10 protein-coding genes are annotated in these 11,577 nt (G+C 66.6%); 8 read left to right on the plus strand and 2 right to left on the minus strand.

From position 1 onward, the window contains the following. Positions 1–36 precede the first annotated feature (36 nt). Positions 37–2,637, plus strand: coding sequence for an excinuclease ABC subunit UvrA (locus tag QK290_RS12210; protein ID WP_282330903.1), 2,601 nt, complete (start codon positions 37–39; stop codon positions 2,635–2,637). Between the two features lie 217 nt (positions 2,638–2,854). Then, positions 2,855–3,532, plus strand: coding sequence for a transglycosylase family protein (locus tag QK290_RS12215; RefSeq protein WP_282330904.1), 678 nt, complete (start codon positions 2,855–2,857; stop codon positions 3,530–3,532). A 196-nt stretch (positions 3,533–3,728) separates the two neighbouring features. On the opposite strand, the gene QK290_RS12220 is transcribed toward QK290_RS12215, so the two are convergent. Beyond that, a complete protein-coding gene (locus QK290_RS12220; protein ID WP_282330905.1) occupies positions 3,729–4,328 on the minus strand; it encodes a hypothetical protein in 600 nt (199 codons plus the stop codon). Between the two features lie 188 nt (positions 4,329–4,516). Between QK290_RS12220 and QK290_RS12225 the strand changes: the two genes are divergently transcribed. The 5 genes from QK290_RS12225 to QK290_RS12245 all read left to right on the plus strand — a co-directional run bounded on the left by QK290_RS12225 (position 4,517) and on the right by QK290_RS12245 (position 8,585). Next, complete coding sequence (locus QK290_RS12225) at positions 4,517–5,431, plus strand: MSMEG_6728 family protein (protein WP_282330906.1); 915 nt, start codon at positions 4,517–4,519, stop codon at positions 5,429–5,431. 152 nt (positions 5,432–5,583) lie between these two features. Continuing rightward, on the plus strand, positions 5,584–6,450 hold the full coding sequence (locus QK290_RS12230) for a nuclease-related domain-containing protein (protein ID WP_282330907.1): 867 nt from the start codon (positions 5,584–5,586) through the stop codon (positions 6,448–6,450). A 48-nt stretch (positions 6,451–6,498) separates the two neighbouring features. Further along, complete coding sequence (locus tag QK290_RS12235) at positions 6,499–7,359, plus strand: NAD-dependent epimerase/dehydratase family protein (protein ID WP_282330908.1); 861 nt, start codon at positions 6,499–6,501, stop codon at positions 7,357–7,359. Positions 7,360–7,418: 59 nt separating this feature from the next. Further along, positions 7,419–7,802, plus strand: a complete 384-nt coding sequence (locus QK290_RS12240; protein ID WP_282330909.1) for a DUF1622 domain-containing protein — start codon at positions 7,419–7,421, stop codon at positions 7,800–7,802. Between the two features lie 42 nt (positions 7,803–7,844). After that, on the plus strand, positions 7,845–8,585 hold the full coding sequence (locus QK290_RS12245) for a DUF2071 domain-containing protein (protein ID WP_282330944.1): 741 nt from the start codon (positions 7,845–7,847) through the stop codon (positions 8,583–8,585). 55 nt (positions 8,586–8,640) lie between these two features. Here the strand turns inward: QK290_RS12245 and QK290_RS12250 are convergent, their stop codons facing one another. Then, on the minus strand, positions 8,641–11,106 hold the full coding sequence (locus QK290_RS12250; RefSeq protein ID WP_282330910.1) for a Tex-like N-terminal domain-containing protein: 2,466 nt from the start codon (positions 11,104–11,106) through the stop codon (positions 8,641–8,643). 138 nt (positions 11,107–11,244) lie between these two features. Between QK290_RS12250 and QK290_RS12255 the strand changes: the two genes are divergently transcribed. Continuing rightward, positions 11,245–11,541, plus strand: coding sequence for a hypothetical protein (locus QK290_RS12255; protein WP_282330911.1), 297 nt, complete (start codon positions 11,245–11,247; stop codon positions 11,539–11,541). The last annotated feature ends 36 nt before the right edge of the window (positions 11,542–11,577 follow it).

The raw sequence follows: 11,577 nt of genomic DNA on the forward strand, positions 1-11,577 counted from the left end.
TCGCCCGCCGGCCGGTTCCCGGCTAGAGTCGGATCAATGCGGAACCCTCAACAGGCTGACGATCTTTCCCTTCCCACTTCCGGCCATCTGGCGGACGGCTTCGTCCGGGTCCGGGGCGCGCGGGAGAACAACCTGCGGAACGTGGACGTGGATGTGCCCCGCGACTCCATTGTGGCTTTCACGGGGGTCTCCGGCTCGGGAAAATCCTCACTCGCTTTCGGCACCATCTACGCCGAAGCCCAGCGCCGCTACTTCGAATCCGTGGCCCCCTATGCACGCCGTCTTATCCAGCAGGGCCACAATCCCAAGGTGGAGATGATCTCCGGGCTGCCACCCGCCGTCGCGCTTCAACAGCGCCGCGGCGCCCCGAGCAGCCGCTCCACCGTGGGCACAGTGACCACGCTCTCCAATTCGCTTCGCATGCTGTTTTCCCGGGCGGGCACTTACCCGGCCGGTGCCGAGCAGCTGGACTCCGACGCATTTTCGCCGAACACCGCGGCCGGCGCCTGCCCTGAATGCCACGGACTGGGGGTGGCGCACACCGTCAGCGAGGAATCCCTGGTCCCGGACGCCAACCTGACCATCCGGGAAGGAGCCATCGCGGCGTGGCCCGGCGCCTGGCAGGGCAAGAACCTCCGCGACATCCTCAGCCACCTGGGCTACGACGTGGACGTGCCCTGGCGGAAGCTGCCCAGAAAGCAGCGCGACTGGATCCTTTTCACGGACGAGCAGCCCGTTGTGGAAGTCACGCCGGAGCGGGACCGCGTGGCCAAGCCGTACAAGGGGCGCTTCTGGAGCGCCAAAAGCTACGTCCTGCACACCCTGGCGGACTCCCAGAGCGCCGCCATGCGCGAACGCGTCCTGGCGTTTATGGAGTCCGGACCGTGTCCGCGCTGCGGCGGCACCGGGCTCCGGCCCGAAGCCCTCGCGGTCTCTTTCGGCGGCCGAAATATCGCAGACCTCAACGCCACGCCGATGGCGGAACTCGCCGAAATCATCCGCCCCACCGCCGGGCTCAAGGAAGCCGGTACCGCGTCACGGCGGCAGTCCTCCGGCGAGGAAAACGAGGTGGCAGTGGCCATCACCGCCGATCTCCTGCAGCGCATCACCGTGCTCCTGGATCTGGGCCTCGGATACCTGGCGCTGGGCCGCGTCACCCCCACCCTCTCCCCCGGCGAGATGCAGCGGCTCCGGATCGCCACCCAGCTCCGGTCTGGACTGTTCGGCGTGATCTACGTGCTCGACGAACCGTCCGCCGGCCTCCATCCGGCCGACGCCGAACCGCTCCTGGCGGTCCTGGACCAGCTCAAGGCGTCCGGCAACTCGGTGTTTGTGGTGGAGCACAACATGGACGTGGTCCGCCGGGCCGACTGGCTGGTGGACGTTGGTCCCCGCGCCGGAGAAGGCGGCGGCGAGGTACTTTACAGCGGGCCGGTTGACGGGCTCGCGGCCATCGAAGCGTCAGTCACGCGGCCCTTCCTGTTCAACGACGGCGTGGCGCGCGGCAACGAAGGGCCCCGAGGAGCTTCCGACGGCGGCACGGCAGCTCGGGCGGGCAGCGCGCCACATGCCGGCGGCGCCCGCGAGCCCGCCGGCTGGCTGGAACTGGCCGGGATCACCCGGCATAACCTCCAGGACCTGGATGCGCGGTTCCCGCTGGGCGTCCTGACGGCAGTCACGGGTGTGTCCGGCTCCGGTAAGTCCACCCTGGTGACGCATGTCCTCGGCGAAGTTGTGGGATCCGGGCTGAAGAACCACCAGGCCCCGCAGCTGTCCGAATCTGATGATGCGGGCCCGGCCACGGCGTTGTCCGTGGGACGGGTCAGCGGCGCGGAACGGATCGACAGGCTGGTCACTGTGGACCAGAAACCCATCGGGCGGACCCCCCGCTCCAACCTCGCTACTTACACTGGCCTGTTCGACGCGGTGCGCAAGGAATTCGCGGCCACGGAGCAGGCCAGGGCGCGCGGGTTCGGCGCCGGGCGGTTTTCCTTCAACGTGGCCGGAGGCCGCTGCGAAACCTGCCAGGGCGAAGGCTTTGTGGCGGTTGAACTGCTGTTCCTCCCGGGCAGCTACGGGCCGTGCCCGGAGTGCGACGGGTCCCGCTACAACCCCGAAACCCTGGAGGTGACGTACCGGGGCAAGAATGTGGCGGAAGTGCTGCGCCTGACGGTGGATGCGGCCACCACGTTCCTGGCCGACGTTCCGGCCGCGGCCCGCAGCCTGAAGAGCCTCGGGGACGTGGGCCTGGGCTATCTCCGGCTGGGCCAGCCCGCCACGGAGCTGTCCGGCGGCGAGGCCCAGCGCATCAAGCTGGCCACCGAGCTGCAGCGAGCCCAGCGGGGACATACCCTCTACCTCCTGGACGAGCCCACCACCGGGCTCCACCCCGCCGACGTCGAACTCCTGATGGCCCAGCTCCACGGCCTGGTGGACAGCGGCAACACCGTGGTGGTGGTCGAGCACGAAATGGCCGTTGTGGCGGCGGCGGACTGGGTCATTGACCTTGGCCCTTCCGGCGGGGACGCCGGCGGCCGGATTGTCGCCACCGGCACCGCCGCCGACGTCGCGGGTTCCACCGCCAGCCGCACCGCGCCCTACCTGGCCGCCGCGCTTCCCCAGCCGGTCACCAGCTGACCACCAGAAATCATCTCGGTTTGATAACGGGCCAGCGATGTCCTAGCGTGAAATGCAAGCCCGTTCTTCGGGCGACATGAATGCCCGGTGCTGCCTCCACCAGAACTGCCCGGCCGGCAGACACCGAAAATTGACCTCTATATCGTCAGGGGCGGGCAGTGGCGCAATAACCTCCGGGGACGGACCGAGCGCTGGTGGCCTTTAGGAGCATCACACCATGAACAACACCACCATCCGAACTGCCGCACGCCGTGGAGTAGCCGTCGCCGCCATTTCCGCAGCCGGCCTTGCACTCTCCGTCACCGCAGCCAACGCGGCCACCGACGGCGCAACCTGGGACTCGCTGGCACAATGTGAAAGCGGCGGAAACTGGGCCACAAATACCGGCAACGGCTACTCGGGCGGCCTGCAGTTCAGCGCCACCACATGGGCTGCCTACGGCGGCACCGGTTCCGCGGCCGATGCCAGCCGTGAACAGCAGATCGCCGTGGCCGAACAGGTCCAGGCATCGCAGGGCTGGGGAGCGTGGCCGTCCTGCGCCGCGGAGCTCGGCCTGAGCGGCGGCGGGGGCACGACGGCGGTAACCCCCCAGAGCGCGCCAGTCCAGAGTGCGCCAGTCCAGAGCGCGCCAGTCCAGAGTGCGCCGGCGCAGGCCCCGGTGGAGCAAGCTCCTGCCGTACAGGTCCCCGCTGATGCCGTCACCGCTGCGCAGCACGCCGCGCCCGTGGAACTGAGCGGCGAGACCTACACGCTCGAGCCCGGCGACACCTTGAGCACGGTCGCCGGCAAGCTGGGCGTCGAGGGCGGCTGGCAGAGCCTCGCGGACGCCAACATGGACACGATTGCCAACCCGGACCTCGTGTTCTCCGGGCAGGTCCTCCAGCTTCCCGCCTAAGCTTCAACACTTTCCGCGGGAACCGCCCCTTCCCCCCGGACCGACTTTCCGCGGAAACAACAAAACCCGGCAGCAGCAACGCCGGGAACCAACAATGCCGGAGCGCCCTCACTGGGGAGCTCCGGCGTCGTCCGTTCTGATCTGACTGGAGGGCAGGCGCCTGACCTTCCTGCCCGCGAGCCCGCGTTCTGTTCGCTTAGGCTGCTGCCTTGGCGGCCGGAATCTCTCGGATGATGCGGACCTTCCACGCGGCGTCGTCGGTGGTGTCCAGCAGGGCCACCGTGCCGTGGGCGAGGTTCAATGCCACACGCTTGGCCGCCAGGAGTTCGAGGTAGAGGTGCTCGTTCATGCGACTGGGGGTATCAATCATGTACTTCACGGCGTCGCGGACCTTGCGGTAGTTGGCGCTCTTCTCGCGGTGCAGGTGAAGTTCCAGCATCTGGCGCTGGCGCACTTTGGGCTCGTGCTTGTTGAGCCAGGAGACGGCAAGGTGCACACCGATCACCAGCGCGAGCGAAACGGCGTAGATCCACCAGCCGCTGGACATCAGGAACAGGGGCAGGTTGCCGATGGCCACGAGCGCGATCACGATCCGCAGCGCAACGATCCGGCGAAGGGTCAGGGCAACGGAGGCCATGGCCGCACGAAAACCGTGCTGCTCAGTCCGCGCCGCGGCCGGGTCAAGGGTAAATTCATCAAGGACCAGGATGCCCTTGGCCTCCGGATCCAGCATCTGCCCGAACTTGGGCACAAACAGCTGCGTTGAACCGGTGGTCACAGCAGGAGAAATTGTCATTGGGGGCTTCCGGGACGGTGGGGCGTTTCGGTGATCTTAGTGGCTGGCGATACCCGCTGTATGTATCGGTCCACTATGTGAACTATTTCGTTGCACCTTTGTGCTTCCAGGACCCCGCCACCGGACATGCGCGTGTGGCGCCGGGCACTGCAATTGGCACATCCGGCGCATGCCGTCAGACTGAAGGGATGCAAACCTTCCTTCCGTATCCCGATTTCCGGCAGAGTGCCGCAGCACTGGACACCGCCAGGCTTGGCAAGCAGCGTGTTGAGGCGCTGCAGACCCTCCGGGCTCTGGTGATTCCCGAGTACGGCTGGTTGGACCATCCCGCCGTCCGCATGTGGATGGGCCACGTTCCGGCGCTCACCATGTACGGCCTGGCGATGGTGGACGAATGGACCTCCCGCGGCCATGCGGACAATACCCGCGCCAGCATCACCGAGTTCGCGCCCCAGGCAGCACACCCGGACTACGCGGCCAAGATTCCGCTGCCGGAGTGGCTTGGCAACCCCGATTTCCACCTGAGCCACCGCGCGAAGCTGCTCCGCAAGGAACCAAAGTTCTACAAGACGGTGTTTCCTGACGCCGACCTGGACCTGGACTTCATTTGGCCTGAGCCCAAGCACGAGTTCTATCCGGCAGAACCCGAGGGCGACATCCTCTGGATTCTCCGCGACCCGCACGCAGAAATCGATCCGCAGACGCTGGATACCGTGGCACTGCCTCCGATCCGCCGCGCCGGCGCTGTTGCACCCGCCGCACCTGAGGATGGCTACTCCCCCGTTTACGTCGACGACGGCTCCCGCCGCCCGTCCAAGCAGCCGCGCAAGCTGCCGCCCAAGCAGCTCGTGAAGAAGCCCACCCGCAAGCGCCAGGCGCAGGAGGAAGCGTTCGCCACCCTCCCCGGCAAGACCACCGTTGCCGTTTCATTTGAGGACGGCACCAAGTTCGCCGTCGGGCAGGTGCTGGGCCGTCCCATCACGCTCGACGACGGCCGGTTCGGCCGCACATTCGGCGTCACCGAGGTAGTTGACCGGTCCGCGTTCGATTACCCCGCACTCCTGCAGGACCCCCGGGTGTTCTTCCCGGTTCCCGCTCTCTGAGGCACCACGCCCGGCCTCTCGCCCCTGAGGAGGCCTGCCTGCTCCCCGCGCGCGACTTTTCGCCTAAAGTAGGCCTCGAGTGCTGTCAGTAGGCACCAACGGGCTTGGGGGCGAAAATGGGGGCAGGCGGCGGCGCGGCTGAGCAGGCGCGGATGGCTGCGGAACGAGCGGCCAAACTGCGACGGCAACTCGAGCACGCAGAACGGGCGGAACGGGCGTGGGCCGCGGGTGCCGCGGGTGAAGCCCGTGTTGCGGCGATCCTGGAAACGTTGCAGCCCCAGGGCTGGATGGCCCTTCATGACGTGCATTGGCCCGGACGCCCCAAAGCCAATCTGGACCATGTCCTGATAGGCCCGGGCGGCGTTATCGTGATCGATGCAAAGAACTGGTCCGGTGACGTCCAGATCCGGAGCGGCGTCCTGCGGCAAAACGGTTACTCACGCGAGAGTGAAGTCTCCGGGGTGGTAGAGCAGTGCTCAGCGGTGGCAGCCCTCCTGGAACCGCGGCACCGCCGCTACGTTCAAGCGTGGCTGTGCATGGTTGGACAACCCGATCTGCAGGGCACCACCGCCAGCGGTGCGCGGGTCCAGGGCATCGACACCGTATGCCGCGCCATAGGTGCTGTGCCGGCCGTGCTTGATGCGAACACAGTCGAAGCCATTCACCAATTCCTGACCAACCTGCTTGCCGGAACGTCAAGTCCACCGCTTCTAACCACTGGAAGTGTTCCGACTGGGCCTTCGGATATCATGCATGCTGCAGGCCCTGCCCCATCCTTGGCACGGTGGCGCACTGCACGCGACCCCTCCGATGACCCACGCACCATACGCCCTCCAGTTAGCGCTCGACCAAAGCCTGCACGCAGGAAAAGGACGAGCTGCCTGGGGGTGCTCTTTCGGCTGGCACTGATCATTGTCGCCCTCGGTGTGCTCTCCAACGTGCTCTCACAACTTTCGCCCCAGCCGCAGAGAGTCCCGGTTCCCGCGCCAGCGGTGGTTTCCACCCTTCCAGCGCCCTGATCAAGCCGCGAATGCGAGTCACGACGGTGGGAATGGCAGACTTTCACCATGACGATTCTCTTGGCCGGCTGCGGCGATCTCGGAACTGAGGCCGGACTCCGCTTCGCTGCATTGGGTCAGCGGGTGGTTGGCTGGCGCCGTTCGCCCGAGAAACTTCCCTCTGCGATCGAAGGCGTGGCAGCGGACCTGGGCTCCACGGACCTACCCACCGTCCCGGCGGACGCTACGGCCGTCGTCGTGGCCGTAGCGGCCGACTCACCCACGGAAGCGGCCTACCGGGCCGCCTATGTGGACGGGCTGACGCACGTCCTGGACGCCCTGGAGCGCGACGGCGTGACGCCACGCCGGGTACTTTTTGTGTCCTCCACCGCTGTTTACGGGGACGCCGCCGGTGGCTGGGTTGACGAAAGTACGACGGCGGCGCCTGGCACTTTCTCGGGACGCATCCTCCTCGAAGCGGAGGAACTCCTGGTTTCGCGGTTGCGCGGCACGGGCACTTCGCCCGTTGTGCTGCGGCTTGGCGGGATCTATGGTCCGGGCCGGACCCGTTTGATTGATCAGGTCCGCGGGGGGAATGCCGTGGTTCCCGACGAGCCACGCTTTACCAACCGGATCCACCGGGACGACGCCGCTGCTGCGATGGTGCGCCTGACCTGCATGGAAGCTATGCCCGCGCCGGTATATGTCGGTGTGGACAACTCTCCCGCCGAACTTGGGGACGTGCTGCGGTTCCTGGCCGCCGAAATGGGCTATCCGGAACCGCAAGTCGGTCCGGCAGGCGAAGCCCGCGGGGGCAACAAACGCTGCAGCAACGCGCTGCTTCGGTCCACGGGTTTCCAGTTCGCCTATCCAACCTTCCGTGAAGGTTACCGGGCAGTCCTGGCGCGCACCGGAGTCCGGCACCCGTAGGCTGCTGTCGTAGGCACCTCTTCCAAGGGGCGGCAGGCACGTTACACACGAGGAGCAGGGTGGATTTCCAGCAGATCATCGAGGCCGTGGGTAAATTCATGGACTTGGCGGGGGTATCCGTGATGGTTATCGGCGCTGTGGTATCCATTCCGATGGCCCTGCGCGGTTATCAGCCGCGAAAACTGCCGGCCGGGGCCGAGAAGCTGACGGTATACCGCGCCTATCGGCAACTGCTGGGGAGGTCCATCCTGCTGGGCCTGGAGCTCCTGGTGGCCGCCGACATCATCCGGACGGTAGCCGTGACGCCCACCTTCGAGAGCGTCGGGGTGTTGGCCATCATCGTCCTCATCCGTACGTTCCTGAGCTTCTCGCTGGAGCTGGAAATCACGGGACGATGGCCGTGGCAGAAAGCACCCGCGGGTACGGCGCGAACGGACGCTTAAGCCCCCACCAGCGGAAAGACAGTAAGGAGGACAGCAGTAGTGATGATTTCCCACGCGAAGGAGCTGGATCCTTGGCCGGATGCGCCCCGACTACCCGGGCCCATCATCATGGACCAGCGTTGGACTGATGCCTTGTTCCTGCACTGGCGTCTGCCTGAAACCGAGGCAGCACACTTCATGCCGCCCGGGGTGGTACCTGACGTCTTCGACGGCTCGTCGTGGGTGGGCCTGATAGGTTTCCGCATGCGGAAGGCCGGGCTCGGCAGCGGTCCCGCGATACCCTTCTTCGGGGACTTCAACGAGATCAATGTGCGTCTTTACTCCCGGGAACCGGATGGCACCCGAGGCGTGGTGTTCCTGAGCCTGGACGCCAACCGGCTCGCTGTGGTCTTGGCGGCCCGGGCGGCGGGAATCCCCTACGTCTGGTCCCGCGCGGGCTTCCGTCGGTCGGCGATAGATGACTCCATCGGCTTCACTGTCCGCCGGTTCAGGGCCGGGGCCCGGAGCGACTTCGGCGCCGTACCCGATTTGGACACCGTCGCTGCCGATCCGCTGTCCGTTCACCTGACAGCGAGGTTCGGCCTCCACACCACCATCGGGCGCCGCACGCTGTACGTTCCCAACACGCATGTGGCGTGGCCCCTTCACCGGGCCGAGGTGACAAGACTCAACGACGAATTGATCAGCGCCGCCGGAATCAACGTGTCCGGTCCCCCTGACTCTGTCCTCTTCTCCCCCGGAGTCCGGACCCAGTTCGGGCGCCCCCGAGTGCTGCTTCCTTAGCAGCTTTGGCTGGCTCCGTCGCTACAGGTGCTAGGCGTCCAGCCAGCATGACAGGTTACTTGCCGAGGCCGGCCTTGCGAAGCGCCTCAGCCATGGCTGTATCGACAGGAGCCGGCATGCTGGCCTGAGGCCGATTGTCGGGACGTTTGCCGGACGATCCCCGTCCCGGTTCAACGTTCTGGCTGCGGGGGCGGGGCCCACCGGAGGCGCCGGGCCGTCGAGCGCCGCCGGAGCCGCTGTCACGGTCGCCGGCGTTCCGCCCGCCACGCTGGCCCTCGTTTCCCCGCTGGTTGCCGCCCGAGGGCGGCAGCTCGTCGTCGAGCCTCAACGTCAGCGAAATCCGCTTCCGCTCCGGATCGGCCTCCAGCACCTTCACACGGACAACCTGCCCGGACTTCGCTACCTCGCGGGGGTCGGACACAAAGCGGTTAGCCAGCGCCGACACGTGAACCAGACCGTCCTGGTGCACTCCAACATCCACAAATGCGCCGAACGCGGCCACATTGGTCACCGTTCCCTCCAGCACCATTCCGGGCTTGAGGTCGGAGATCTTCTCGATGCCCTCCGAGAACGTCGCCGCGGCAAAGGCTGGCCGCGGGTCGCGGCCGGGTTTGTCCAGTTCGGCCAGGATGTCCTGGACGGTGGGAAGGCCAAACGTGCCGTCCACGAAGGCCCGCGGGTCCAGGGACGACGCTGGCGCAGAGCCAGCCGCAACCAGGATTTTCCGGGCAATCGGATATGCCTCGGGGTGCACGCTCGATGCATCCAGAGGTTCTGCTCCCCCGGTGATCCGCAGGAAGCCTGCGCACTGCTCAAACGCCTTCGCACCCAGGCGGGGCACCTTCTTCAGTTCGCTGCGCTTGGCAAACGGCCCGTGTTCGTTCCGGTAGGCCACAATGTTCTCGCTCAGCAACGGCCCGACGCCGGCCACACGGCTCAGCAGCGCCGGCGACGCCGTGTTCACGTCAACGCCGACAGCGTTCACGCAGTCCTCGACCACCGCGTCCAGGCTGCGGTCCAGCTTCGCTGCAGTGACGTCGTGCTGGTACTGCCCCACGCCGATGGACTTGGGATCGATCTTCACCAATTCCGCCAGCGGGTCCTGCAGCCTCCGCGCGATGGAGACGGCCCCGCGCAGGGAAACATCCATGCCCGGCAGCTCCGCCGAGGCCAGCGCCGACGCGGAGTACACCGACGCCCCAGCCTCGGAAACCACCAGTTTCTGCGGTTTCGCATCCGCGGCCGGCAGCAGCTTGATCAGTTCCGCGGCAAGCTTGTCCGTCTCCCGGGACGCGGTTCCGTTGCCGATGGCCACCAGTTCTACCTTGTGCTTCTGGGCCAGCCGCACCAACGTTGCGAGGGCCTCGTCCCACTTCCGGGCAGGCGCGTGCGGGTAGACGGTGTCAGTGGCCACCACCTTGCCCGTCCCGTCCACAACCGCCACTTTAACGCCGGTCCGCAGTCCTGGGTCCAGCCCGAGCGTGGCGCGGTTTCCGGCGGGTGCGGCCAGGAGCACGTCGCGCAGGTTCGCGGCGAACACGCGAACAGCTTCGTCCTCTGCGGCCGTGAACAGCCGTCCCCGGAGGTCGGCAGTCAGCCGGGCCAGGACCCGCGAGCGCCAGGCAAGCTGCGCGGTCTGGATCAGCCAGGCATCGGCGGGACGGCCGCGGTCGGCGACCCCGAGGCACCTGGCCACGGCCGATTCGTAACGGGAACGCGCAGCGGCCAGGGCGTCGTCGTCGTTCGGATCCGCCTCGGCGAGATCCAGCTCCAGGACGCCGTCCTTCTCACCACGCAACAGCGCAAGCACGCGGTGCGAGGGCATCCCGGTGGGCGCCTGGGCGAAGTCAAAGTAGTCGGCGAACTTCTGCCCGTCGGATACCTTTCCCTTCTTGACCCGCGACACCATCCGCCCCTGCGTCCACAGCCGCTCGCGCAGGGTCGCGGCGAGGTCCGGATCCTGCGCAACCCGCTCGACGAGGATGGAACGGGCGCCGGCGAGCGCGGCGGCCGCGTCATCAATGGAGTGTTCGGCGCTCAGGTACCTGGCAGCCTCGCGTTCCGGGTCCAGCTCGGGACGCTTCAGTAGGGCATCAGCGAGCGGCTCCAGCCCGGCTTCACGGGCGATCTGGGCCTTGGTGCGGCGTTTGGATTTGAACGGAAGGTAGATGTCTTCCACCCGGGACTTCGTGTCTGCGGCAAGGATCGCTGCCTGCAGTTCGGGGGTCAGCTGCCCCTGCGCGGCAATCGCTTCGAGGACAGTACGACGGCGGTCCTCGAGTTCGCGGAGGTAGCGCAGGCGTTCGTCGAGTTCGCGCAGCTGCGTGTCATCCAGCGTCCCGGTGGCTTCCTTGCGGTACCGGGCGATGAACGGAACGGTGGAACCGCCGTCGAGCAGGTCCACTGCAGCCTTGACCTGCCAGGTCTTCACGCCAAGTTCGGCGGCGATCTGGGCGTGGATGGCGCTGTCCGGAGTTGAGACAGACGTGGAGGCGGACGGGACGTGCGGGAGTTGAGTCACCTGAACATTTTGCCCTACAGGCCTGATGGTCTCCAGCGACGCCCGGCCGGGCAGCCGGCCGGGGTATTCCGCTCCGGGCCGCGAAGTGCTGTAGTTGATATGCCGCCACAGGCAATCACTTCGAGGAAGAGGCCCACCATGCGGGAACTGCTCATCGTCTTTCAGGAAGGATTCAACGAGGCCAACATCACCGTTATGGTCAACGGCAAGGAGGTCCGCCGCGATACGGGGGTGTCCACCAACCCGCTGCTGGGGGAAGCCTACGAAACGTCCGTGGAGCTTCCCGCGAAAGGGGCGCAGGTAGGTGTGGAAGTCACCAACCGGGGCCTGAAAGCCATCACCAAAGTCAGCGGAAAGCCCAAAAGCCTGCTCGTCTCCATTCAGGATGACAAGCTGGTGATGCGCGAAGGGACGGGGCGGGAGGCATACCTGTAGTTTTCCTAGCAACAATCCATTCGCTGGAGTATTCTG

The organism is Pseudarthrobacter sp. AL07 (genome assembly GCF_029960665.1).
In the GTDB taxonomy this organism is placed as follows: domain Bacteria; phylum Actinomycetota; class Actinomycetes; order Actinomycetales; family Micrococcaceae; genus Arthrobacter.

What these genes read in the sequence shown, in the direction of transcription:
- QK290_RS12230 (WP_282330907.1), top strand. Translation starts at nt 5,584, where the DNA reads ATGGCTGCGGAACGAGCGGCCAAACTGCGACGGCAACTCGAGCACGCA.
- QK290_RS12225 (WP_282330906.1), top strand. Translation starts at nt 4,517, where the DNA reads ATGCAAACCTTCCTTCCGTATCCCGATTTCCGGCAGAGTGCCGCAGCA.
- QK290_RS12215 (WP_282330904.1), top strand. Translation starts at nt 2,855, where the DNA reads ATGAACAACACCACCATCCGAACTGCCGCACGCCGTGGAGTAGCCGTC.
- QK290_RS12245 (WP_282330944.1), top strand. Translation starts at nt 7,845, where the DNA reads ATGATTTCCCACGCGAAGGAGCTGGATCCTTGGCCGGATGCGCCCCGA.
- QK290_RS12220 (WP_282330905.1), bottom strand. Translation starts at nt 4,328, where the DNA reads ATGACAATTTCTCCTGCTGTGACCACCGGTTCAACGCAGCTGTTTGTG.
- QK290_RS12235 (WP_282330908.1), top strand. Translation starts at nt 6,499, where the DNA reads ATGACGATTCTCTTGGCCGGCTGCGGCGATCTCGGAACTGAGGCCGGA.
- QK290_RS12255 (WP_282330911.1), top strand. Translation starts at nt 11,245, where the DNA reads ATGCGGGAACTGCTCATCGTCTTTCAGGAAGGATTCAACGAGGCCAAC.
- QK290_RS12210 (WP_282330903.1), top strand. Translation starts at nt 37, where the DNA reads ATGCGGAACCCTCAACAGGCTGACGATCTTTCCCTTCCCACTTCCGGC.